The organism is Cohnella yongneupensis (genome assembly GCF_042655785.1).
GTDB lineage: Bacteria > Bacillota > Bacilli > Paenibacillales > Paenibacillaceae > Cohnella > Cohnella yongneupensis.
This window is the reverse complement of sequence record NZ_JBHSNC010000057.1, coordinates 158,572-184,073: the sequence shown is the minus strand read 5'-3', so window position 1 is coordinate 184,073 and position 25,502 is coordinate 158,572. Positions and strand designations below refer to the sequence as shown.

Sequence of the window (25,502 nt, the reverse complement as noted above, 5' to 3'; positions counted from 1 at the left end):
TCAATCAGTCGTTCAAGTCTCGGGAAGTGAAGGCGCCAGGCAACAATTCCGAGATCGTCGTCACGCGATAGTGGCCCTGCAGATTACCTAAAATAACAGGCATGTCCGGCGCGCACAGCTCCGCGATCACTTGGCGGCACACGCCGCAAGGCGAGATCGGAGCGTCCGTATCGCCGATGACCGCCATCGCCTTGAAATCGCCCGGCCTCCTGCCGTCCGCGACCGCGCGGAAAAGCGCCGTCCTCTCGGCGCAGTTCGTCGGCCCGTAAGCCGCGTTTTCGACGTTGCAGCCGTAATGCAGCTGGTCGTCCAAATCGAGCGCGACCGCTCCTACCTTAAAGTTGGAATACGGCACGTATGCCCGCTCGCGCGCGGTTTGCGCGGCCGATAATAATTGTTCGATCGTATAAGGCAGTTCGTTTAACTTATCGCTTCCGTTCACTCGGCTACCACCTCTCAGCTTGCTTTATAACGATATCCCGTTCGCTCAGGGACTGGTTCGATTTCTACTTGAGAAAAGAAAATAAGACCATGCGGTATTCTTAAATACGTTGGAGAATCGAGTTTTGGCGGTTTAAGCACATGCGGTGCGCTTATTGGTCACGATGCTCCAAGTTTGGGCGGTTTAAGCACATGCGGTGCGCTTATTGGCCACGATGCTCCGAGTTTTGGCAATTTAAGCACATGCGGTGAGCTTATTGGTCACGATGCTCCAAGTTTGGGCGGTTTAAGCACATGCGGGGCGCTTCTAGTAGCAGGATACTTTGTTTCTGTTCGTTACGATCGCTTCCTGAGCGAAGGGGATATCGTTGTAAAGGGACTTCAAACCCCTTACTTCACCCGAAGCACCGTTCCCATAGCGGCGGACCGAGCACGACGAAACCAATGACGGCGGAAAAAGCCGCCGCCACGAGCACGGCGCCCGAGGCGGTATCCTTCGCAGCCTTGGCCAGCGGGTGGAAGTCCGGCGACGCCAAGTCCACGACCCGCTCGATCGCGGTGTTGAACAGCTCCGCCACCCATACACTGCCGATAGCTGCGATCAGCCATAGCCAATCTTCCGCGTCCAAGCGCAACCAACACGCGACCGCCGCGACGACTATCGCCGCAACCAAGTGAAACCGCATATGGCGCTCGCCGCGGACCGCTTCGGCAACGCCTCTCAACGCGTAGCCGAAAGAACGGACTTCCCGCGAACGCCAGCCGCTCACCGCGTCAACCCTGCTTCTTTCAGCACTTCCTCCTGCTTCGCGAACATTTCGCGCTCTTGCTCTTCGTCGTCATGGTCGTAACCGAGCAAATGAAGGAAACCGTGCACGAACAAGAACCCGAGCTCCCGCTCGAAGCTGTGGCCGTACTCTTCCGCCTGCGCCTCCGCGCGCGGTACGGAAATGACGATATCGCCTAGCATGTCCGCGAAAGGATCCGCGGTCGAGCCCACCTCTTCGCTGTCTTCGCTCTCGATAACTTCGTATTCGTCGTCGAAATTAATGTCGGCTTCTTCGCCCTCGAGCATCGAGAACGACAGGACGTCCGTCGGTTTATCCAAGCCACGGAATTGACGGTTCAACTCCCGAATGCCCTCGTCGTCGGTCAACGTCAACGTGACGATTCCTCTTGGCACGTCTTCCTTATCCCCGGCGATGCGTAGCAGCTTCTCGAGCAACTCCATCCAAGCTTCCTCGCGGGCGCCCGCCCCGTCTTCCCGTTCGTCGATCCATTCCAGACTAAGCATGTTCTGCGTCATTGATGAGTCTCCTTCATATCCAAGGTGTCTATCCGGCCTTACTTATCTTTCGCGTTATTCACTTCTCTCGATTCCTGAGCTTCCTTCATTTTCTTCAGTTCTTTATCATCAGGATACTCGATTCGGGAATGGAACATCCCGATGACGGTTTCCTTCAGCGTCTCGGCGATCGTGTCGAGCTCCCGCATCGTCAAGTCGCACTCGTTGAACTGCCCGTCGTCCAGCCGATCCTTGATGATTTTGCCGATAATGCCCTCGATCTGCTCGACCGTCGGATGGCTAAGCGACCGAACCGCCGCCTCCACGCAATCCGCGATGCCTACGATCGCCGCTTCCTTGGATTGGGCTTTCGGGCCGGGATAACGGAAATCGTCCTCCGTCCATTCGCTTTCGATCCCTTGTTCTTGCGCCTGCTTAACCGCCTTGAAATAAAAATATTTCAAAAACGTCACGCCGTGATGCTGCTCCGCGATGTCGCGAATCGGCTTAGGCAGCTTGTGCGCCTTAAGCATGTCCGCCCCGTCTTTCGCGTGCGCGATAATAATCGAAGCACTCACCCGCGGATCAAGCTTATCATGGGGATTGCCGGAGGAGTTCTGGTTCTCGATAAAATAAAGCGGCCGTTTCGTCTTGCCCACGTCGTGATAGAACGACCCTACGCGGCAAAGCAATCCGTTCGCGCCTACCGATTCCGCGGCGGCTTCCGATAAATTGCCGACCATCAGACTGTGGTGATACGTACCCGGCGTCTCCGTCAGCAGCTTGCGCAGCAACGGGTGGTTCGGATTCGATAGCTCCACGAGCTTAAGCGCGGACAATATGCCGAACGTCACCTCGAAGAACGGCATCAGACCGATGACGAGCACTGCCGTAAGCAACCCGCTCGAGAACACGAAGATAACCGATTGCACGAGATCCGGCCGGCTAGGGTTCGGATCGACGAGCATGAGCGCCAACACAGCGACCGACCCGAACAAACTTACCATGATTCCGGCCTTCAAAATGGAAGAACGGTGACTCGCGCGATGGATCGCCAGAACGGCCGTAAACGACACAACCGCGGCTACGAACCCGTAGTGGAAATCGAAGATATGCTCTTGTTCGACGTTCAAGATTATGCTTGCGATAAGCGAAAACAAAAACGCGCTGACTAAGCCTAGATGAAAGTCGATCAGCAGCGTAACGAGCATGCTGCCGAGCGCCACGGGAGCCAAATACCCGACGAAAGGCCAACTCTCGCTATGCGTTAGCGATACAAGGTGCATGAACATGATGTTCAGCCCGAAAATAAGCAGCGACATCATCCAATGGGCGTTGTTGCGTTTCAGCGCCGCCGTCGCCGACGTCAGCTCCCCGTAACCGTAAAGCGCTAACGTGAATAAGATCGAGAACAACAGCACGCCCATTTGCGGAAAATAATTTTTGCGTTCCTTGAGCAGACCCAAATCGTCAAGCCTTTCGTACAAGTCTTGTTTAATGACTTGCCCTGCCTTGACGATGATATCGCCTTGCTTGATCAAGACGGGTTCGGCGTTCTGTCTTGCTTCGGCCTTCGCCTCTTCCGTCGCTTGCTTATCATAGAACTTGTTCGGGGAAATGGCGAGACGGGCAAGCTCCTGCACGACTTCGCGTTCGGTTTTCAAAGCGAGCGAGCTGCCGTTGACTAACTCGGCGACTTTCGTCCGGGCCGTCTCCGCCTCCGTCAGCGATTCCTGCATCAGCTTGCGCACGACTTCTCGGCCGACGGTTCGCATCTCGAGCAGCTGATCGGAAGTAAATTTGGGAAGCTTATAGAACGTTTCTTCGGGAACTAGATACTTCTGGGAAAGCACGACCTTCTCCATCTCGGCGAGCAAGCTTTCCGAGTACGTCTGCGAATTTTGGTTCATCTCGGCGAAATTAGCGAAGTACTGGTCGACCCGCTCCGGAATAATCCTCCGATAAATTTCGATTTTCTGCGCTTCCGTAATCGAATCGTCCAGATTGAGCTGCTCGATCCTGGAAAAAATATCTTCGATCAGCAATTCGTTCCGCAACGATACGATCGGATAAATCGGGCTTACCTGCTCAGCCGCCTCTTCCTGCGCCTGAAGCGTCGCTTCTTTATCCTCGAATTGCTTCGGCGCCTTGATGTTCCTGTCGCTTTTGCCGTTAAGCGTAATATCGTACGTTTCCGGAACGAGTCTCGGCGAGATCGTAAAGTAAAATAAAAACACAAAAAGCAGGAGCAGGAACCAACGCATCGCTACGCTGTTCTTCCATCCTGCCGCTGCTTGCGACAAACTCAGCGGATTGCCCAGCGGACGATGCTTTTTACGACTCATCCGACGTCCCTCCGAACTTTCTTTTGTTATTCGTTGTGCTGGTTATAAGCTACGATAATTTTTTGAACGAGGGCGTGCCGAACGACATCCTGCTCGGAGAAGTAGACGATGCCGATTTCCTCGATATCCTTCAATATTCTTTGCGCGTCGATGAGCCCGGATTTTTTGCCTTTCGGCAAATCGATCTGGGTCACGTCGCCCGTAATGACCATATGCGAGCCGTAGCCTAGTCGCGTAAGGAACATCTTCATCTGTTCCGGCGTCGTATTCTGCGCTTCGTCGAGAATGACGAACGAATCGTCCAACGTGCGGCCGCGCATATAAGCTAGCGGCGCGATCTCGATCAATCCGCGCTCGAGCGCTTTGGCTACGCCATCCGGACCGAGCACGTCGTTAAGCGCGTCGTAAAGCGGACGCAAATACGGATCCACCTTCTCCTGCAGGTCGCCAGGCAGGAAGCCCAAGCTCTCGCCGGCTTCGACGGCGGGACGAGTCAGCAGAATACGTTTCACTTTGCCTTCTTTGAGCGCGGCGACGGCGGTTACTACGGCTAGGTACGTTTTGCCCGTACCCGCGGGACCGATGCCGAATACGATGTCTTTCTTGCGAATTGTCGTAACGTAGTGGCGCTGACCGAGCGTCTTGGGCACGATCGCTTTGCCGCGGAACGTCGTCGTGATCTCGCCTTTGAAAAGAGAGAGCAATTGGTCCGCTTTCAGTTCCCTTGCCAGCTCGAGCGCATAGCGTACGTCTCTTTCGTTTAATTGCAAACCGCCGCGGATAAGCTGCAGCAGCGTGTTGAACAATTGATCCAGCGAGGCGACTTCGTCTTGCGGGCCTTCGATTACGATTTCCGCTTCGCGGGTATGAATCTTCGATTCCGTTTCTTGCTCGATAAGGCGAAGGAACTTGTCCTGCGGCCCGAATAGGGCGAGGCCTTCCGCTGTGTTTTGTAGCGGGATATTAGTCGATGATTTCAACTCCGTCAAAAAGCCTCATTCCCCCTGCGTTATCGGTGTCGTCGCGTACGTCTGAACGAAAGGACGATTTTCCGCGATCGATTGCTCCACTTCAAAAAGTACGGTTAACATCACTTTACCATTCTCGGTATGCTCATGCAAAATGTTTTCCGCCTTGATGACCGCGCCGTCTCCGCTCTTCGCGAGCAATTCCGAACGCGCCGCCGCCAAGCCGGCCTGCTTAGCCTCTTCTTGAGTCAGCCTTTGCTCCGTCTCTACGACTTCGAGCTCTACTTCTTTCATCGTGCCGAAAGGAAGCACCCAGTTGCGAAGTTGCGATCTTTTCATGCTGGAACGAACTTGCGACATCCCGTAATCCTCGCCTTTGTAGCCCGAGATTTGGAGCGCGCGGTTGCCGATAACCCAATAGTTGCGGGTTTGCGTCTCGCCCGTATAACTTTGAATTTTCTTCGACATCGGAGAGACGATTTTGTACTCGTGCCAAACAAGACCCATGACGGTCCCTCTGGACACAACCGCTTTATAATTATTCTCGTTGCCGAGCAAGCCCGAGATTAGTATGTCGCCTTTGCGCACCCTGTCGTTGCGCTCTACTTTCGGACGCCCGCTCTCCGCGATAATCTTCGTTACGACGGCATCGGTCTTCGCGACGAGGTGCGAAGGACTTTCCAGCGGCTTCACTTCTGGTTTGGTAGAGTCGACGACCGTAATGACGAGCGACGTTCCTTTTTTCTCCACGCCGACCCACGCCGCGTCCGGCAACCGCCGAGCCATCTTCTGCGATAGCGTTGACGTATTATCCATGCGCCACGACCATTGAAATTTGAAAATGCCTTCGGCTCGCGCGGCAGCCATGATTTGCGACTCGGGAATTCTCGAATCGCCTTCGATCTTCACATTCCAGACGAGCATGGACAGTATGAATAGCATAAAGACGAACGCGAGCATCCCACCCGCGAACACTTTGCGCTTCGCCAGCCTCGCCAGCTTGAACGGAACGCCGTGGCGAGATAAAATGCGCGTTCGGCAGCCGCATTGTTTAAGTAGCGGTCGCAATCTAAAAAAGTCCGGAATCGATACTCCGAACGTCAAGCTTCCGTCCTTCGCGAACGAAATTTGCCATAGCGACAGCTTCTCGGACGTCGCAGCGTTGAGCAGCCTTTCGGCATCCCCTCCGACCAACTTGACCCACACGAAGCCTCGCACCGTCGCTAACCAAGTTCCCTTCATATCCTATCTCCTCCCTGCGGAGAGCTTGTCCCGCGCCAAACCGGCATCCGCCCTTCTTGCGAACGGCGGCGCGGCGTTATACGCGCTACTTGCTCTTCGGATGCAGCTTAACGCCTAATATTTTACCTTCGACGAACACTTCCTCCGCCCCGATATTGCGGATGATCAAATCTTCGCCCGTTACTTCCATCTCCCCGCGGTCCATCGCGAGCCGAAGCAATTGCGGAGAAAAATGCAACACGCCCCGGTGATTTTCCACCGTTAGCTGGAGTCCCCCGATCATCGTGATTCGCGGCAAGTCCAGCGCCACATCTTGCGGCAGGTCGAGTATGGTTGCGGTCCATTTACGCAGCTTTCGACTGACACGCATCATGCGGCGGTCCTCCCCCGGTTACGGTAATACGGTAAAAGATATGCGACGCTTTCGTGCTTTATGAGGCGTAGCCGGGCCAAGCCTGTCAGGAGGGACAACAAAAAAAGCGCCGCTCTTCAGCGACGCTTTCCCGTATTGTCTAATTCGCTTACTCTTACCTGGCAAAAACGATGTAATCCAACGTTACCGGACTCGCTCCGCCTTCGCGAAGCGCCTTGTTGATCTGACCGCGATGGTACTGGCCATGCAACACCACGTGCGTCAAAATATCCCTGACCGACGACGCGAACGGTACGCCGCTCTGCGTCTCGTAGGCGACGACATCGTCCAATCGCTCTTCCGTTAACGTCCCGACAACCCGCCTGAAATCCCGCTCATTGTCGCGCATTAACGCCTCGGCTTCGGCAAGGCTTCCATCGGCCCATAACGCAAACCCTTTGCTGACGCGCCCTTCAAGCCTAGCTAACCATACCTGCTCGGCTACGGCAATGTGACGCAGCAGACGCAGCGCTTCCGGGTTATCGACTTCTTGCGCGCGCAACTGTTCGAACAGCCGCTCGTTCGCCCAATACAGATGATCCATCATCCGCAAAATGGTCTTCACCTCGAATCCCCCTATGTTCGCGTAATTGCCGGTGATACCGAGATGACTATGAACGACCGTGCGGGCGACGCGCGCGCGGAGGGCCGAGTATTTCGGCCCACATGACGGCTCGCGCGAGCTCGTCGCGGGTTACGCCCTCGCCCGGCTGTGCAGCTGTCGTATGCGCGGCTTTGGGAGCTGCTGAGACGTGTGAAGCCACGTTCGCGATGCGTTTGTCCGCGAATACGTCATCCGCCGCTAACGGCTGCGGCTGAGGCTGAGGCTGAGGCCGCGAGTGCTCCGGCGGAGGCGCGCTCCGCACGGTAACCGGACTACGGGGCTCCTGCTTCGCTTCAGGCGTGCGCATAGGCACGCCGCGCGTAGGCGGGGAGCCTGGCGGGCGCGGACGCTGCTGGCCGCCTCCGAAGTCCGGCATCCGGTTGCGCGGCTTCTCTAGCGGCGACTTGCGGAAGAACAACTGGTATAGGATCCCGACTACGATGATCACGATGAAAAAGTTGTTCATAGCGAAAGAGATCAATTGTTCCACGTTAAGCCTCCATTCCGTGCGATAGTACGTCTAAACGTCCTAGGCTTAACGCTTATCATCGCCTTCGCCGCGCGCGTCGCCTTGACGGCCGATCGAGCCTCGCATTTGCGTATCCGCTTCGATGTTCTTCATGTTCATGTAATCCATGACGCCCATTTTACCGGCTTTGAGCGCTTCCGCCATCGCAAGCGGCACTTCGGATTCGGCTTCGACGACTTTCGCGCGCATCTCGACGACGCGAGCCTTCATCTCTTGCTCTTGCGCTACGGCCATAGCGCGACGCTCTTCGGCTTTCGCTTGCGCGATTCGCTTGTCGGCTTCCGCTTGCTCGGTTTGCAGCTGCGCGCCGATGTTTTTGCCGACGTCGACTTCCGAAATATCGATGGACAAAATTTCGAAGGCCGTACCGGCGTCCAAGCCTTTGGACAGCACCGTACGGGAAATCAAGTCCGGATGTTCGAGCACGTCTTTATGGGATTCGGCGGCGCCGTTCGTACTGACGATGCCTTCGCCGACGCGGGCGATAACCGTTTCTTCTCCCGCTCCGCCGACCAGGCGGTCTATATTAGCGCGTACGGTAACGCGCGCCTTCACTCTTACCTCGATGCCGTTTTTGGCTACCGCCGACACCATCGGCGTTTCGATGACGCGCGGATTAACGCTCATTTGTACCGCCTGTAGCACGTCGCGTCCGGCCAGATCGATGGCCGCGGCGCGTTCGAACGGGAGAGGAATATCGGCGCGCTGGGCAGCGATCAAAGCATTAACGACGCGGTCGACGTTGCCTCCCGCGAGAAAATGGCTTTCCAGCTGGTTAATGTTAAGTCCCAGTCCCGCCTTCGTTGCCTTGATCATCGGATTGACGATCCGGCTTGGAACTACACGGCGAAGTCTCATGGCAACCAATGTGATGATACTAATGCGCACGCCCGAAGCGAGCGCCGAAATCCAAAGCATGAACGGGAAGAAGCTTAAAAAGATCGTGACCGCGATGACAGCTAGCGCCACGATGACAAGAAGCTGAACGTCTGCATTTTCCATCGGTTAAATAACCTCCAACGATTTAGGGTATGAGCAAGCTATTGCAATATTTTCGTCGAACCGTGTTTCACTTCCTGCACGACAATGCGAGTACCGTCGGCCGATACGACTCTAACCGTTGTTCCGCGCTCCACGAATTCGCCGCCTGTAACGACGTCCACGCGTACGTCGTTAATTTCTGCGATGCCCGAGGGACGAAGCTCACTCAGCGTCACGCCTTCTTGTCCGAGCCAGCTCGCGCGCGGTTGGTTCGGAACGAAGCCCTGTTCTGTCGTAAGCGCTTCGCGAAGGATGAACCGGTTCCATACGCCCCGCTTGCGGAAAATGTATACGAAAACGGCGATAATGACGAGCGCTGCCAAAGCCGCAATGCCAAGCGCGCGAAGAGAGTCTCCCGTATCATGCGCCCCCATCGCGATTCCGGTAACGATTCCTGCGATGCCTAGAATGCCTAGAATTCCGAAGCTAGGGATGAAAATTTCTGAGACAAGCAAGCATATGCCGATGATGAAGAGCACGATTGCTTCCATTCCCGCGAATCCGGCTACGAATTGCCCGAAGAAGTAGAGGGCGAACGCCGCGACGCCCGCGATGCCAGGTACGCCAAATCCAGGTACGAGCAGCTCGATAGCTACGCCGGCAATGCCTACGATGAGCAGAAGCGTAGAAATGCCTGGACTCGTCAAAAACTCGGATACCCGCTCGGCAAGCGATAATTTCATTTCGACGACGGCGCGGTCTTTCAGCCCTTTCCAGGTGATCACCTCTTCGACCGACCCCGCGAGCGTATCCGCGTAACCAACCTTAAGAGCCTTCTCCGCAGACAACGATAATATCGTTCCCGCCTTATACGTCTCCCCGAGCTCCGGAAGCGTTAGCTCTCGGCTCGGATCGACCATTTTCACCGCAATATTCGGATTGCGGCCGTTAAGCTCCGCCGCGCCGGCCATCTCCTCGCTCCAGAACGACACGTATTTCGGATTTTCCACCGCGTTGCCGTTCTGATCCACGATCATGGCGGCGCCGATCGTCGTCGCCGGAGCCATTGCGATATCGCCCGCGTTCAGCGCCAGATAGGCGCCCGCGGAAGCCGCCATGCCGTCCACGAAGGCGACAATAGGGACGATCGTTCCCGCCTCGCGAATTCGTTTGCCGATTCGTTCGGCGGTATCTAGCCGTCCGCCCGGCGTGTCGATATCAAGGACGACCAGTGAGGCTTTCGCTTCTTCGGCTTCCGCAAGCGCCCGGTCAAGGAACGACTCCAAGCCGCTCTCTACTTTCATTTTTACGGGAATGACGTATACGGCGCCCGCGGAGGACGATTCCGCCGCTTCGACGCGCGACGCCGACCAACCGCACGCAAGCGCAAGCAGCGGCAACGCCATCAGCATCAAGACCAGCTTCGTACGCAAAGTCCGTGCCACTTCCATTCCTCCTTATGTAAATGTTACTGCATAAGTATTATTACGATAATGCGACGGTATCGTTCCATCCATTGCCTAAAATAGCAAAAAGCACTCCCCGTTAAGGGAGTGCCTGTCGTTCGCATGAAATCATTGCAGAAGTTGTTGGACGATACCATTGACTACTTTCCCGTCGGCAAGTCCTTTCACCTTCGGCATCAATGCACCCATTAATTTTCCCATATCGGCTTTAGAAGAAGCACCGGTTTCTTGCATGGTCTGTACAACAATGGCTTTGACTTCTTCTTCGTCCAGCTGTTTCGGAAGATATTCGGATATGATCTCAATTTCTGCGCTGACGTTGCTCACCAAATCTTCCCGACCCCCGTTTCTAAATTCGAGGAGGGATTCACGTCGCTGCTTGAGTTCACGGCTCATTATGGTAAGCAATTCGCTATCGTCAAGCGGGCGGCGCAGCTCGATTTCTTGGTTTTTGATCGCTGCACGAACCAACCGAATTGTCGAAAGGCGGAATTTTTCTCCACTTTTCATCGCTTGCTTCATGTCTTCGTTCAAACGCTCCGCGAGGTTCATGCGTGCGGATTCCTCCTAGAACTTACGTTTACGTGCGGCTTCGGACTTCTTCTTCCGTTTGACGCTCGGTTTCTCATAGTGTTTGCGTTTCTTCACTTCCGCGAGAACGCCGTCTTTGGCGATGGAGCGCTTAAAGCGGCGGAGTGCAGCGTCGATTGTTTCATTTTTGCGTACTTTCGTTTCGGACACCTGTTTTCCCTCCCTCCGCAACAGACCACAACACACGGTTATCAAACTACATTATAGGCGATGAGGAAAGCGAGTGTCAACTTCAAAGCCTCGGTAATTATTCCTTATTGCCGAGCAGAGCTAATTTTTCTCCGCCAAGTACATGATAGTGAATGTGGAACACGATTTGTCCAGCGTCCTTACCGCTATTGGTCACGACACGATATCCGCTTTCCGACAGTCCGGCTTCTCTCGCTACCTGCTGAGCGACCAACTGCAGACGGCCGAGCACTTCAGCGTCTTCCGCTTCGGCATCGTTCAACGAGGCGATATGTTTTTTCGGGATAACGAGCAGATGAACGGGCGCTTGCGGCTGAATATCGTGAAAAGCTACGACTTGTTCGTCTTCGTACACTTTCCGGGAAGGGATCGATCCTTCGACGATTTTGCAAAACAGACAACTCATGGACAGGACACCTCGATCAAACGATATACGCCTATCATAACTGATTTGGACTGTCAAAGTCCAACGACGCAACAAGGAGCTTGTCGCATCGATGCGACAAGCTCCTCGCTGCGCAAGGGGTATCGTCGGGACGCGCGATGCTTACCAGTAATACGGCAGCAGCGACAGCGCTACCAAGCCTGCCAGCGGCAGCGCGAGCCGTTCGAATCTGCGCGGTCGAAACGGCGCGTACGGCGGATAAAACGGCGGCGGCGGGAAAAAGCCCCGCATCGGATCTACCGCACCCGGTACCGCGAGACACAGCCACTGATCGTCTACATGCTCCACGATACCGTCGTAACAATAGCCGTCCGCCGCTTGCACTTCGACGTAACGATGCATATGGGATAGGCATAACGCTTTGCTGGGCGCTTGGGCTGCGGGCATTACGGCCGTAGGTTGCTTGGCGATCGGATGCGTAACGACTTGTTGAACGGCAGCGGGTACTTGCTTGGCCAAATGCATCACTTTGGATGCAATCGGTTTCTTTTCCATCGTTCGTTCCTCCTCGAGGCTCTATCACCTACAGCATATGCCTAGGTGGGCGAACGGCTACCTCAAGGCTTCAAATTGGGCTCGGACAACGTTACGGCCAACGCGTCTAGGCTCGACTTCGCTTCCATAACGGCATCGATCCATTCGCCTCCGTCCGCCATGATCCGGTACCCTCCGACGCCTGAAGGCACGAGGTAACGCTTCAAAGCGGCTTCCGCGTCTTTCGCTACCGCCACGACCGCTGTCAGCGCCGTCTTTTCGGACTCGGTTAGCGGTCCGTCATGCTCGCCCGCCGTATTGAGCAGGCTATCCTCGGCTCCAAGCGCTTTGTTCATGCCGGAGAGCGAGGCTTCGATCTGCTCGTCGCTCTGGCCGGATTGAAGACGAATCGCATCGGCGATAAGGCTTTGCGTTTCGCCGAGCGCGAACCGGGCTTCGCCGAGTTTCTCTTTGGCATGCAGACGATCGATCTCCGAGGTCGCGTTCAACAATTGCTCGGCGCCGCCTTGCAATAACGCGGCGTACGCTTGCGCGTTGACGTATTTTTCCGCCAGCCGCTTGCCCGCTTCCGACTGCTCGTTCTGTCCGGACAGTAAATTTTTCGAATAAAAGAGAATGCATAGAATAGCCAGCGTAACGATGATGAGCAGCAGCACGGGTACCGTAAACGATCTCTTATTGTTATCCTGCATATCGTCCTCCATAGCTTAAATCAATCTCACGGCTTGACCGCCGTCGAAGAAATAGACGTACGCCTCTACGACGTCCCGACCGACGATGCGTCCGATCGCTTCGCCGTAGCGCTCTACTTGAAACCGGTGTTTCTCGGCCGCTTTGGCCGCCGATCCGCCCTTGAGCGTATCCGTCTTATAGTCGATAAGCACGAGCCCTTCGGGTTCCGCGAACAGACAGTCGATAACGCCCTGAATGAGCACCGTGTCTTCCGATTCGGAATCCCTCAGCGCGGGATATACGTCATTCGCCGCTAATCCGTAAGTGAACGGAATTTCGCGCCAAACCTTGTCTGCCGCGCAAAGCCGACCATATAGCGGGGTTCGGCAAAAACTCGCTATGGCTTCCGCGTCGATCGCTTGCCGTTGCTCGTTCGATAAGATGCGCAGACCGACCAGGCGGTCCAGAAGCGCACTAATGTGAACGGTGTCCGTTCCAGGCTGCAAGGGCAGATGCTGCATCGCCAAGTGGAAGGCCGAGCCTCGCTCCGCCGGCGTAAGCTGCTTCGCGGACATGAACCTCGGCCGGCGCAGCCGGAACGTTGTAGCGGGCGCGGCTTGCAGTTGCCATTCCGGCGAATCTCCGGCTGCCAGCCGTAAAGTGTCGTCGTCCGTCGTATCGTCCTCGTCAACTATCGGAGAAGCTTTAGTCGCTTGCTCGGCATCTAACCGGTTTTTGAGCGCCGTAATCGATGTTTTAGCGGCCGCTTGCGTCGAAGCCTGCTCGGGATACTGCCACGATAACGCTCGCCCGACAGCGTCGGCTTCAGGCGTGTCAGGCGCATCGACGCGCCCCGCTTGCAGCACGGCCTCCCAACGGGTCCGAGCATCGTCGTTCGCCTGCGTGTCCGCGGTTTCCTTCGGCCGCGTGAACGTCGCGGACGGCACGATCGCGCAAGTCCAGCGCCGCTCGGTGGCCTTAAGCTCGGTAGCCAACACGGCGGCAGGTCCTAACCAATCGAAATATTTGCTCGCCGACGCGACCGCGTGGTCGGGCAACCGATCCCCGGTTGCCATGGCCGCCATCTCGCTCCATTGCTCCCATGACTTAGCGGCGTCCTTGCTCGTGCCGATCAAATAAAGCTTTTCCTTCGGACGGGTTAACGCCACGTACAGAACGCGCATTTCCTCGGCGAGCATTTCCGCCGCCATTTTGCGTTTAATCGCGAGCTGCGGCAGCGTCGGGTATGTGATCCGGGTATCGGTCTCCACCATTCGCGGACCGAAGCCCAGCTTCTTATGCTTGAGGAACGATCCGTTCAAATCTCGCCGGTTGAACGAGCGGCCAAGTCCCGCGGCGAAGACGACCGGATATTCAAGCCCTTTGGAGCGATGGATCGAGACGATGCGTACGACGTTCTCGCTCTCTCCGAGCGCGCGCGCCGCTCCCAGATCGGCTCCAGTATCGCGCATCCGGCCAAGAAACCGCAGGAACCGGAACAGACCGCGGAAACGGGACGATTGCTCGTACTGCGTCGCCCGGTTCACTAGCGCGCGCAAATTCGCCTGGCGCTGTCCCCCGCCGGGCAACCCTCCTACGTAGTCGTAATAGCCCGTCTCCCGATAGAGGAGCCACAGCAAATCGCCGAGCGGCTCCCGGCGCGCGTAATCCCGCCAGCCACCAAGCTTGCGCACGAAATCAGCAAGCTTGCCGCTTAGCGCGAGTTCAGCCGACGCCGCGGCGTTCACCGCGTCCCAATAACTAGCACCCCGTTTGCTCAGACGGATAAGCGCAAGCTCCTCCGCCGTGAAGCCGCCGATCGGCGAACGCAGCACGCCCGCGAGGGGAATATCTTGATGCGGATTATCGATGATCGACAAGAGCGACAGCATAACGTCGACTTCCGTGGCGGCAAAATAACCGGTGGCGAGATCCGCGTAAGCGGGTATGCCCGCCGCCCGCAGCTCGTCCAAAAGCGCCGGCGCCTGCGACGAAACCGCGCGCAGCAAAATAACGATGTCCCGGAATTGCAACGGACGATGCAGCTTGTTCTTGCCGTCGTAGACGGCGAACGGCAATGCATCCTCGCTCTCCATGCCCATCAGCTTGCGGATTTCGGTAGCGATGCATCGCGCCTCCAATTGTGCGGTTTCCGCGTCTTCCGTTTCGCCCTCGCCGTCCGCCGAGCCCGACGCCTCGCCGCCGCTGTCCGCAGCGTCCGCCGTTTGGCCCTCGCTTCCGGCTTGCGCGTCGTCTTCGCTCGGCTTAGCCGCGTCGATGACGATCATCTCGACCGCATAAGGTGACGTTGCAGCGTCCGCGGCATCGCTTGGAATCGGATATCCCTCGCCGTAAATGAGCTCGGCCCGGTCGTCATAGTTCATCTCGCCGACCGGCTCGCGCATGATCAAACCGAACACATGGTTGACCGCGTGAATGATTTCCCTGCGGCTACGGAAGTTACGAGCCAGATCGATGCGCATGCCGTCAGCCGCTTTGCCTTCCGCGCTCGTCTCCGGCGCGGCCAGTCCATATCCGTCGCCGCCGGACGTAAGTACGTCATACGTCTTATATTTGTTCAAGAACAGTCCCGGCTCCGCGAGGCGGAACCGATAAATGCTCTGCTTTACGTCTCCGACCATGAATACGTTACCCGGCTTGCGGCGCGCGATCAGCGATACGATCGCTTCTTGCACCTCGTTCGTATCCTGGTATTCGTCCAAATAAATTTCCGCGAACCGTTCGCGGAAATTGATTGCCGCCTGCGATGGAACGCTAAGCTCCGGCGTCGAGCTCGGATCGCGAAGAATGCGCAGCGCATAGTGCTCCAAATCGCCGAAATCAAGAATTCCTTTCGCCCGCTTCGCTTGCTCGAACCGCTCGTCGAAGACGATCGCCAGCTCCGCGAGCTGCTCGATATGGGGAGCGATCGCGCAAAGCTCCTCCGCGTATTGCGCGGGTGAACGGACGAGCCATTCCTCCGATAGCTTAGCCGCGGCTTTCTTGGCGGAGTCGCGCAGTCCCTTGACCCGATCGATCAGGACAGGATCGTACTCGTCGCCTTTGCAGGCTTTAAGACGTCCGAACGCGATACCCGCGACCGACGCTTGCCACTCCGCAAAGCCGCCGGTCCGAAAAGCTTCGGCAACGTTCTCGAGACAGTCGATATCCGCGAATAACGTATCGATATACGGCGCCGGTCCTCCCGGATCGTGCGCAAGACGAAGCGCGGACCGAAGCATGTAGATCGTACCTTGCAGCTGCAGCATCGTATCGCTCATTAAGCTGCGTACCCATAGCGACTGCACTAAGCTATCAACGTCCGCGCCGCGGAATTGTCCCGCCATCTGCCGTAGCCAATGCGTCGGCCATGGATGACTGCCTGCGAATTTATGAAGCTCCAGCACGAGGCGATGGAGCGGCTCGTCGTTGCGCTCGCCGCCGAACACTTCCGCAAGCTGCGCCAGCGACCCGCTCTCGCCCTCCGTCGCGTAACGCTCCTCGAACAACTCGTCTAACGTATCCATGCGAAGCAGCTCGGTGTCCGTCTCGTTAGCCAACCGGAACCCGGGATCAAGCTCGATTAGCGGCGCATAGCGTTCGACGATTCTTTGGCAGAACGAGTGCAGCGTCGTAACGGATGCTCTCGGAAGCAACGCAAGCTGACGTTGGAGATGCTTAGAATCGGGCGTTTTCTCCAGCGCGTTATCCAGCGCGTGGCGAATGCGCTCCTTCATCTCGGCCGCGGCCGCCTTCGTAAAGGTAGCTACGAGCATCGCGTCCACGTCGAGCGGCTTCGTCTCGTCGGCGATCCGCGAAATGATGCGCTCGACAAGAACGGCCGTCTTGCCCGAGCCCGCCGCGGCTGCGACGAGCAAGTTCGTGTCGCTAGCTACGATCGCCGCCCATTGCTCGTCCGTCCATTGGCTGCCCTCCGGTTTAACCGGCCAATCGGCTAGCTGACTCATTGCGAGCTTCCCCCTTCCTGCGCTGTCTTGGCAATGCGTTGCCACAGCTCGTCCTTGTTAGCCGCGCGGGTTAACGTCTGATGCGGATTGCCTTCGACCTCGGCGTCGATATGGCACACCGGACGATACTCGCAAAATTGACACGGGCTGCGGCGATCAAGCTTATAAGGATTGATCGCGACGTCACCGCTGACGATCCTTTTGCCGATTCGGCGAATTTGCGATCTTACCGAGCTGCGGAGCACGCTCCACTGGCCATCGTCCGCGACTTGGGAGCGCGAGGAGAACGTGCCGTCCTTTTTGAATTCGACGGGAATGACCGCCGATTTGCTCGAATCGTTAAGCGACTCGTCCATCAGCTTGACGGAATCCCCGTTCGCGAGCAGTAAACCCTGCATGCGATATTGACGGAATAACGCATCCTTCGCTTCCGATGCCGACATGCCGTTCGGCGTGAGAATAAGTGGATTTTGCACGTGAAAATAAAGCACGCCGGCAGGCTTCGCCGGCTTCCCGAGCCAGTGAGGCGCATGGGAAACGACGACGTCGAGATAAGTGAGCATCTGCAGCGACAAGCCGTGCGCCACTTCGTCGAGCTTCAGCTTCACGCTGCTAGACTTGTAATCCATAATGCGCAGGAGCAGTCCGTCCGCGGATTCCGCCGCGTCGACGCGGTCGATTCGACCGGCGATGTCCATGTAGCGTCCGCCGCCCAATTCGAGCGATAACGGCGGCAACAAGCCGTTCGGTCCGAAGCTGAGCTCCAAGCCGACGGGCCTGAATGCCGACAGCCCGGCGTGCTCGCCGATAATAGCGGAAGCTCGGCTTACGATGTCCCGCAGCTTCCGGGCCATTACTTGATGCCGTCCCGACGACAGTAAAATTTGCGACTGCACGCGCGGCAGCAGCCGCTCAACCGCGGCAGCGGCCTCCGCCTGCCATCGCGCCGCATCCAAGCCCGCTACGCCTTCCGCGAACAGCTTCTCCGTCGTTTGCCGCAACGCGGCATGGAACAGCTGGCCGATATCCGGCGATTCGACGCGATAGAGCTGCCGTTCTTTCAACTTCAACCCGTGAGCGGCAAAATGCTGGAACGGACAAGCGACGAACCGTTCCATCCGCGACACGCTCGCCAGCAACCGATCGCCGTACAAGAGCCGGCTCGTCTCCGGCTGCAGCGGTTTCTCTTCGTTTGTATATCTCAAAGAAGAAATAAGCGATGCCAGACGCTCGCTCCAGCCCTCTTGCGTTCTCAACCATTCGTACACGTTCCACCAACCGGATGCGATCTCCTCGCCTTGCCGCCAGCCTCTCAGTCTAGCGATCAGATGCGTCAGCGCGCGTCCCGGATGCACCGCGAAGGCAAGCTGCGCCCGTTCGTCGTCGGACGGATGCGGCTCGGCGGCAATGACCTGCTCGGGGATGCCGGGGAACCATTTTTTAAGCGTCTTGATCCACGAAGACGGCAGCAAAGCCGCCCCTTCTTCATCCGACTGCGGATAACTGATCCATAGATGCTTGGACGCCGTCGTCAAAGTAAGATACGCTAGAAACCGTTCGTCGAGCAGCCTTCTTCTCGCGCCCGGCGCCATTGCGATTCCGTCGGCCGCCAATAGGTCGCGTTCCTTCTCGTCCAGCAACCCGTTCTCGGCGATCGGCATCGGCATAACGCCGTCTCCCGCGCCGAGCAAGTAAACAATTTCAACGCGATCCGATCGCGTCCGCTCCGGGCTGCCGATCAGCACGCCGTCTAACGACGGAGGAACCGCGCCGAGCTTAAGCTCCTCCAATCCGGAATCGATCATGCCCGTGAATAGCTGCACGTCCTTAGGTTGATCGCCCATCAGCTCTACTAGCTGATCCAATAGCTGCAATACGCCGTCCCATAACGGCCGGTGAACCATCATCCGTCCCGGCTGACCGTTGTCCGCGTCCGCTTGGCTCCAGCGTTCCAACGTATCCGCCGCTCCCGTATCTTCTAGAAAGGCATATAAACTTTCGCACAACTCGCGTACGGTCGTCGCTTCTTTCATTCGCTTCTCCAGCGCGAGTAACGGACGCAACAGCGAATCGCGCACGGCAAGCAATCGACGCATCGCTTCTTCCGCGTCTTCCTCCGAACGTTCTTCCTCTATATCTCCGCGTTGCAACGGATACCATACCCGGTCGTCATGCCAACGCCAACCGTCTATGCCCGTCGCCAAGGCGTAATTTTCCAATCTATCGATTTCGTCTCGCGTAATGATCGCGTCCGATGCGCCTAGCAAATCGGTTTTCGCGCAGCGGAATACGGCTTCCGATTTCCAGCCGCCGGATACGCACTCCAAGGCGGAGCGAACGAATTCGACGAACGGATGATGCGAAACCGCCGATTTGCCGTCCAGGTAAAACGGAATGCCGTATTCGCCGAAAATCGCCGTCAGCAAGTCGGCGTAATCGCCGATACGGCGCACGAACACGGCCAGCTCGCGCCAACGGCCGCCTTGCTCGCGAACGCGCCTCTGCATATCGCGAGCTACCGCCTCGACTTCCGCCCGGCGGTTAACGGCGGCATGCAGCGACAGACCGCATTCGGGATGATCGGGGCGCAATAAAGCTGCGTCTCCCGACCATCTTTTGCGGTTATCCCAATTGCTGTCTACGAACGCGAGCATCGGGTTCCGCTCGAATCGCGGCGACACGGCCGGCGTCAGCGACACGGCCGGCTCCAACCGAACGCCCGCGGCGTCAGCCAGCTCGCATAGCTGCGCAGACGTTACCGCGGTCGGATGGAACGACGCCAGCTCGTCCGGCCGCTCGCCGGACAAATAAGGACGATCCACGCATAAGGTCACCGATACCCGTTCGACCCGCTTCATGAGCGATTCGATCGCCGCGTATTCGTTCGGCGTAAACCCGTGGAAGCCGTCTAGCCAGATTTCCGCGCCTGAAAGCGATGGCGCGTCGGAGGCGCCCTTCGTTAACCAATCCAACATATCTTCGCCGTCCAGCCAACGTCCGGCGAGCTCGCGCTCCATTTCGGAGTAGACGAGCGATAGATCGTGCAGCTTGAGCGGCAGCAAAGAAGCCTCCGGCGCGACGAACGATCGTTTAGCCTCCGCTTCGGCCCTGCCGAGCAACTTGGCGCTGTCTATGCCGTACCGTTTCATCTCCGTCAACAATTCGTTCATGCGTGCGACTAAACCCGACTCCGTCGCGCCTCCGCGGAACAGCTTCAGGTTGTCCCGCTTCGCTTCCAATATTTTATGCAATAGCATCGCTTTTCCGTTATCGTGAATCGGAATGACCGCGGAGCCGCCCGTTTCCTGCATGACCCTGAACGCGAGCCTGCGGAAGCTGAGTACCTGAACCCGCATGAAGCCGCCGAGCCCCGGCGTCGTCGCCATCGCGTATTCCGCTTGGAAAGTCGCTTGCTCCGGCACGATCAGAATGAGCGGCGCGCCTAGCGGATCTGACTGCAGCCTGCTTCTGATTTCGTCCAACGCGAACCGCGTTTTGCCGCTTCCGGATCGACCTGTTATGAGCCGAAGGGACACGTCCGCACCTCCCATTCTTGCTTGTCGGGAGCTTGTCCGCACCCCGAGCCAACTCCGACTATTGTACCATAAGCGGTGATAGGCGCACAGGCGTTCGGGAGTCGAATAAAGGGAAAAGAAGGATATTTTGTCCAAATGTTGAATTCATTACAGTTAGCTTTTTGAACAAAATGCGACATTTGGAGGCCCGGCATGCTTAAACGAACCAAGCTTAAACCAGCAATACTTTTATATTTTATGTGCATGTATCTATTCACTACGCTATTACCAGGATCTATTGTCGCCGCGGAGACGACCGCGCCTGCCAAATATTACGAGCAATGGCATGCTACCGTCGGTTCAAAAGTGATCTCCAAACCCTTTATCGGTCAGAACGGTACCGTATATGCGCCTGTATCCGATGGGTATATCGTCGCTGTGTCTGCCGAAGGAAAGACGCTTTGGAAATCCCCGATCAAGATTAATCCTCAATCCAATTCAGGCGCGCAGCCCGTACGATTTCAACAGATCGCTGACGGTACGCTCTATATTTCTTCAGCCGGTAATCTGTACACAATCGCGCCATCGGGGACGACCAAATGGGTATACGAAACTTCAGCCGCTGATATAAGCAAATTTGTCGCGCGAGACACGGGATACGTTCATTTGCTGGCTAACTTATCGGATACTCTTATTACTTTAAGTCCAGATGGAGCAGAAGTAAGCCGTAGAGCTGGCGTCAGTGGATTGTACGCGTTTCGCGTTAATGGTACGGACCGCATATTCGCGACGCTTACTCAATTCAGACCTGCAATTGATTTTTCCAACATAAATTTGTCCGTTGCAGAGCGCGCGAAAGTCATTAATGATGCGATTATCGACGAAATACAACAAAACGGAAATGCGGGCATACAGCATAAGTTGGACGATTCAGGAGGAGCCGGACAGCTTGCCATGGATTCCAGCGGAAAACTTTACTTCATGACTTCGAAATATACGTGGGGTATTACTAGTACATCCGCAGGACAAACGAGCGGAAAGAACGCTCTATATCGGATCGAAAACGGGTACATGAGTCTATTGCGAGAATTCCAGGAAGATAGGCTGCAATTAACCGTTTCAGCCGAGGGAACAGTTTTCATTAACAATCGCAAAGATACTTTACAGGTTTTCGATTCCAACGGAATCCCGCTCTGGCAAACGTCGGTGCGTCCAACCGTAACGCTGTTCCCCCGTTCGGATGGAAAGCTTCTCTCGTTATCCTATAACTTCTCTGCTAATAAACAAGAGCTCACCTTGTTTGATGCCAAAGGAGCAACGGTGCTCAATCCCCCCGAAATGTCTACCCTTACTGGGATCGTCGATGCCATGGGTGAAGATATGTTATTCATAACTTCGGACGGTCTCGTGAGCTTGAACGATCAACTAGTCGTCACCCGATCGTTCAACCAATCCGGATTGCTCGCACAGCTTATCGCTGTTGGCGATGACGGTTCGATCTATATCGGAACATCTCAGGGCGATCTAATGAAGTTAGGCGATCAATTCGTCGAACTCCCTAAGAACGATCAAATAGTCGGAATTTTTTATAACGGCGCATCGGAAGTTACGCGTCTCGTATCCGAATATCTTTACCTGGAAATGTTCGTACATTACGCCGACGGGGTAAAATCTCCGCTAGCCAAAGGCGCTACCTTCGTCAGTTCGAATCCGAAAGTCGTATCCGTTGACGCAAGCGGTTCGACCCGAGCATTATCGCCGGGCAAAGCTACCGTAACCATCAGGTATCAAACCTTCGAGACGAAAGTAAATTTCATAGTCAAAAGCCGCACGCCGGTACCGATCGGTAAAGCGAGCGCCAATGCGGTTTGGGAACTTCCCGCACCCTCCGGCGATGGATATCCGGATAACCAACGCGCACTGCTCGATAATGAAGGGAACCTCTTGTTCGTCACTTCAAATGGGCTCGTTAAATCCGTCACCCCGGAAGGAAAGGAACGTTGGTCGACGAACGTCGAAAGTTCCGGCTTCCAAAACGTCTACGAAAGCCTGGTTCTTGGCTTGGACAATGCCGTTTATGTTGGTACCGACAAAGGTAATCTCTTTAAAATCAACGTTTCCACGGGCGAGATAATAAAAAAGCTTTCTTTCGGGACAAATCACCATGGAGCAACGTTGCTGGACAGCAAAGGCAACATCTTCACTGCTTTCAATCAAGAAAGGTACATTTACGCTAACAAAGATGATAACTCCCGCGGGCAGATTTTCCAGTATAAAGCGGACTATTCCCCGGGTTGGTCGCTCCCCGTAGACGGGCACGTCGAGTTTCAACCGGTGTTCTCGAAAGACGAATCGGTGTTGTACTATGTCGCGGTAAAGAAAGCAAGCGGCATAGTTACGGCGTTCGTCCGTAATCCGGTACTCTATTCCGGAAAATTATATGCTATCGATGCCGCAACAGGAGATCTAAAGTGGCAAGCCGATCTTGGTACTACGGATAGGGATTTCCTCCAACCCGTTATCGCCGATGATGGAACGATCATCACCACTACCGGCGATGGAAAAATAATGGCCATTCAACCTGACGGTAAGACAATTTGGACGAAAACGTTGAAACAGACGATCATGTCGCCATCGCTTATTCATGAAGGTCAGATTTTCGTTCCGACGTTTCGGAACATAGTCATGATGACTCTTAAAGGAGAAACGATAAATACGATTGAAACCGAAAATACGGTCAGTATCCGCGCGCAAGAGGACGGAATTTTCGTCTGGAAACATATCGGAAAGCCGGAGTTTAAAACCGTGAGCGCCGCCGCGAAATTCCGTTATGACGGTACGTTAGTATGGGAATCGGGCGAGTTCGGGACGGATATGGACTATGCGGCAACGCTCGGGAATAACAGCTTCATTGCCTTCTCGCCGCAAACCAAGACGCTTACCAAATATGCGTTCGACATTAAGTTCCCTATCGTCTATCCGGACATGGTCAACCATTGGGCCAAAAACGAGGTTTCATGGTTAGCCGAGCAAGGCGTCGTAAACGGATTCAACGACGGGACATTCCGGCCGGAAGTTGCCATTAGCCGCGAACAATTCGTTAAAATGCTGAATCAAGCGGTGAAAACCAATATTTCCGGAGTGACGACGTCACACTTCAAAGATGTACCGAATTCGCGGTGGTCGTCCCCTTATATCCAGTACGCCTTATCCAGCGGGTGGTTCAAACCTTTTGACTACGGCGAGAACTTCAATCCCGAGAAAGCGGTGAGCAGAATGGAAGCGGGAATCTGGGCAGCCATCGCATTGGACTTGCCGCCGATGAAAGAAGCCACTCTAGGCTTTTTTAAGGACGGGAATAAAGTCACCATAGGCAAAGAATGGTTGGAAACAATTACCATTATTGACTTGATGACTGGCACTCCGGAAGGCTACTTGCTACCTGACAAAAAAATGACGCGAGCGGAAGCATCCGTCTTTATTAGCCGCATTATGGCCTATTACTTGAACACGAGACATTGATCGATAATAAAAGAGCCGCCAGGACGATTATCCGTCCCGGGCGGCTCTTCTTTTATGAAATATTCATATACCACTTGCTGCCGTCCTCGTACTTGAAAATCGCCGCGTCCGACCAAAGCTCGATGTAGCTTACGTGCTTCCAGCGGCGACGAAAATCGAGATCGTCCGACAAGTCCCGAATGCGGCTCGTGAATCGGCTTCTGCTGCTCGGCGCCTTCGCCCGGTTATCGAGAGGCACCGCCCGTTTGCCGAAAAGGATCACGTCATGCACCATGTTCGTTCCCTCCGTTCCTTAACCTATAGGCTAAGCATAAAAGGAACGCGTTAGGAATGTTCGTGGAATTCGAAGAGCGGGAAACTCATTTTTACTAACACTTTCTTAACGAAATTCGACAAATCCGCCTACAGTTCTTTGCGGCTGCGCACTTCGAAAATGCCGAACTTCAAATAGTGGCCCTCCTCGACGCCAGCCAACTGCGGATGGTCTTTGCCCGCGCCGTTCCATTCGACGCGGCGAATGATTTTGCCCGCGTCTTTGGCCGCTTCTTGGATCGTCTCGAGGAACAGCTCGGGACGGACATGGAACGAGCAGCTTGCGGTAACGAGGTAGCCGCCCTCGTTCAGCAGCTTCATCGCCTGCAGGTTAATATCCTTATACCCGCGGCAAGCGGCTTCTACCGCACGCTTCGTCTTGGCGAACGCCGGAGGGTCGAGAATAATGACGTCCCACGTGCGGGCTTCCGTCGTCAGCGGCTTGGAAGTGTCGACTTTGGCGCCGGCCGCGCTGGCGTTCGCGCGAGCCGCCCGTTCTTCGCGTCCCTTAACCTGCAGGCGCAAATATTCGAACGCGTCGGCGGCCACGAACTCCACCCGGTCGGTGAAGCCGTTGATCTCCACGTTATGCCGCGCCGTCTCCAGCGCATGCTCCGAAATATCGAGGCAAGTTACTTTCTTCGCACCGTACTTGCAGGCGTGAAGCGTGAAGCTCCCCGTATGGGCGAAGCATTCGAGTACTGTCGCGCCGTCCCAGTACGGGAACGTGACGACGCTGCCTTTGGCGTTGACCGGCACGAGCGCGCCGTCGCGTTGTTCCAGTTGGATCCCGCTGCGCGAGCCCCAGCCGCCGATCAGCGGCTCGATCGCCGCGCGATTCTCGCGCTGGTCGAAGAAGTAACCGGTTTTTTGGCCGCCTTCGATATCGACTTGTACCTTCAAGCCGTTTTCTTCAATCTCGATATGTCTCGGACATTCGCCGTAGAGCACGCCCGTGCGCTCCTCGAGCCCTTCTAGCGTTCTCACGCCTACATCGCTGCGCTCGTAAATGCCGGTTGGCTTGAACACCTCTATCAACGCGGGAAGCCAAGCTTCCTTTGCCTTTTCCATTCCGAGGGTCAACACCTGCACGACAAGCACGCTCCCGAAACGGTCAACGATCAAGCCCGGCAAGAAATCAGCCTCGCCATAGACCACCCGGCAAGATGCGCCTGCTCCGAGAAATCTGTCCCGATGCGCCAGCGCAAAGGTGAACCGCTTGCGGAAGAACGCCTCGTCCATCGCTTCCAGCGAACCGTACGATACGATTCGCACCGTCAGCTGGGATGCGGGATTCCAGTACCCGCTTCCAAGTAGCATCCCCCGGTGATCCTTCACTTCGACGAGCTGACCCGGCTCGGCCTCGCCTTCCGTCTTGGCGATCTCGTTCGCGTAAACCCAAGGATGGCCTTCCTCTAACCGAGGCCTTCTGCCTTTGTTCAGCCATACTGCCGCTCTTGTTCCCATTCGTCCTCACGCTCCTCGTTTCGTTCATAAACTTGTCCTGCGCTCGCATACTC

General features: G+C 56.0%; 21 protein-coding genes. 1 reads left to right on the top strand and 20 read right to left on the bottom strand.

Annotated elements, in window-relative coordinates:
• Positions 1-4: 4 nt before the first annotated feature.
• The 18 genes from cdd to addB form a co-directional block, all read right to left on the bottom strand.
• Positions 5-442, bottom strand: a complete 438-nt coding sequence (cdd, locus tag ACFPQ4_RS22165; protein ID WP_378114103.1) for a cytidine deaminase — start codon at positions 440-442, stop codon at positions 5-7.
• 394 nt (positions 443-836) lie between these two features.
• Complete coding sequence (locus ACFPQ4_RS22160; RefSeq protein ID WP_378114102.1) at positions 837-1,211, bottom strand: diacylglycerol kinase family protein; 375 nt, start codon at positions 1,209-1,211, stop codon at positions 837-839.
• On the bottom strand, positions 1,208-1,747 hold the full coding sequence (gene ybeY, locus ACFPQ4_RS22155; RefSeq protein WP_378114101.1) for an rRNA maturation RNase YbeY: 540 nt from the start codon (positions 1,745-1,747) through the stop codon (positions 1,208-1,210). Before ybeY ends, ACFPQ4_RS22160 begins: the two co-directional genes overlap by 4 nt.
• A gap of 38 nt (positions 1,748-1,785) precedes the next feature.
• A complete protein-coding gene (locus ACFPQ4_RS22150; protein WP_378114100.1) occupies positions 1,786-4,071 on the bottom strand; it encodes an HD family phosphohydrolase in 2,286 nt (761 codons plus the stop codon).
• A 26-nt stretch (positions 4,072-4,097) separates the two neighbouring features.
• Entirely contained in the window at positions 4,098-5,060 is a 963-nt protein-coding gene (locus tag ACFPQ4_RS22145) for a PhoH family protein (RefSeq protein ID WP_378114099.1), read from the bottom strand.
• 6 nt (positions 5,061-5,066) lie between these two features.
• Complete coding sequence (yqfD, locus tag ACFPQ4_RS22140) at positions 5,067-6,281, bottom strand: sporulation protein YqfD (RefSeq protein WP_378114098.1); 1,215 nt, start codon at positions 6,279-6,281, stop codon at positions 5,067-5,069.
• Positions 6,282-6,366: 85 nt separating this feature from the next.
• Positions 6,367-6,654: a sporulation protein YqfC gene (yqfC, locus tag ACFPQ4_RS22135; RefSeq protein WP_378114097.1), complete on the bottom strand. Its 288-nt coding sequence runs from the start codon at positions 6,652-6,654 to the stop codon at positions 6,367-6,369.
• 154 nt (positions 6,655-6,808) lie between these two features.
• Complete coding sequence (locus ACFPQ4_RS22130; RefSeq protein WP_378114096.1) at positions 6,809-7,258, bottom strand: DinB family protein; 450 nt, start codon at positions 7,256-7,258, stop codon at positions 6,809-6,811.
• A gap of 46 nt (positions 7,259-7,304) precedes the next feature.
• Positions 7,305-7,787 (bottom strand): hypothetical protein, encoded by a 483-nt coding sequence (locus ACFPQ4_RS22125; protein WP_378114095.1) that lies wholly within the window; start codon positions 7,785-7,787, stop codon positions 7,305-7,307.
• 45 nt (positions 7,788-7,832) lie between these two features.
• On the bottom strand, positions 7,833-8,828 hold the full coding sequence (gene floA / locus ACFPQ4_RS22120) for a flotillin-like protein FloA (RefSeq protein WP_378114094.1): 996 nt from the start codon (positions 8,826-8,828) through the stop codon (positions 7,833-7,835).
• A 38-nt stretch (positions 8,829-8,866) separates the two neighbouring features.
• The gene (locus ACFPQ4_RS22115; protein ID WP_378114093.1) at positions 8,867-10,258 is read right to left on the bottom strand and encodes an NfeD family protein; all 1,392 of its coding nucleotides are present in this window, start codon (positions 10,256-10,258) and stop codon (positions 8,867-8,869) included.
• A 123-nt stretch (positions 10,259-10,381) separates the two neighbouring features.
• Positions 10,382-10,825: a GatB/YqeY domain-containing protein gene (locus ACFPQ4_RS22110; RefSeq protein ID WP_378114092.1), complete on the bottom strand. Its 444-nt coding sequence runs from the start codon at positions 10,823-10,825 to the stop codon at positions 10,382-10,384.
• Positions 10,826-10,840: 15 nt separating this feature from the next.
• A complete protein-coding gene (gene rpsU / locus ACFPQ4_RS22105; RefSeq protein WP_005547957.1) occupies positions 10,841-11,014 on the bottom strand; it encodes a 30S ribosomal protein S21 in 174 nt (57 codons plus the stop codon).
• 97 nt (positions 11,015-11,111) lie between these two features.
• Positions 11,112-11,459: a histidine triad nucleotide-binding protein gene (locus ACFPQ4_RS22100; RefSeq protein ID WP_378114091.1), complete on the bottom strand. Its 348-nt coding sequence runs from the start codon at positions 11,457-11,459 to the stop codon at positions 11,112-11,114.
• A gap of 141 nt (positions 11,460-11,600) precedes the next feature.
• Complete coding sequence (locus ACFPQ4_RS22095) at positions 11,601-11,993, bottom strand: hypothetical protein (protein WP_378114090.1); 393 nt, start codon at positions 11,991-11,993, stop codon at positions 11,601-11,603.
• 62 nt (positions 11,994-12,055) lie between these two features.
• Entirely contained in the window at positions 12,056-12,685 is a 630-nt protein-coding gene (locus ACFPQ4_RS22090) for a hypothetical protein (protein ID WP_378114089.1), read from the bottom strand.
• Positions 12,686-12,700: 15 nt separating this feature from the next.
• Positions 12,701-16,633: a UvrD-helicase domain-containing protein gene (locus tag ACFPQ4_RS22085; RefSeq protein WP_378114088.1), complete on the bottom strand. Its 3,933-nt coding sequence runs from the start codon at positions 16,631-16,633 to the stop codon at positions 12,701-12,703.
• Positions 16,630-20,169: a helicase-exonuclease AddAB subunit AddB gene (addB, locus tag ACFPQ4_RS22080; protein WP_378114087.1), complete on the bottom strand. Its 3,540-nt coding sequence runs from the start codon at positions 20,167-20,169 to the stop codon at positions 16,630-16,632. The genes ACFPQ4_RS22085 and addB overlap by 4 nt, the downstream gene beginning before the upstream one ends.
• A gap of 192 nt (positions 20,170-20,361) precedes the next feature.
• On the opposite strand from addB, the gene ACFPQ4_RS22075 reads away from it, so the two are divergent.
• The gene (locus ACFPQ4_RS22075) at positions 20,362-23,670 is read left to right on the top strand and encodes an S-layer homology domain-containing protein (protein WP_378114086.1); all 3,309 of its coding nucleotides are present in this window, start codon (positions 20,362-20,364) and stop codon (positions 23,668-23,670) included.
• A gap of 52 nt (positions 23,671-23,722) precedes the next feature.
• Here the strand turns inward: ACFPQ4_RS22075 and ACFPQ4_RS22070 are convergent, their stop codons facing one another.
• Positions 23,723-23,944: a hypothetical protein gene (locus ACFPQ4_RS22070; RefSeq protein WP_378114085.1), complete on the bottom strand. Its 222-nt coding sequence runs from the start codon at positions 23,942-23,944 to the stop codon at positions 23,723-23,725.
• A gap of 128 nt (positions 23,945-24,072) precedes the next feature.
• A complete protein-coding gene (locus ACFPQ4_RS22065) occupies positions 24,073-25,449 on the bottom strand; it encodes a class I SAM-dependent rRNA methyltransferase (protein ID WP_378114084.1) in 1,377 nt (458 codons plus the stop codon).
• Positions 25,450-25,502 lie beyond the last annotated feature (53 nt).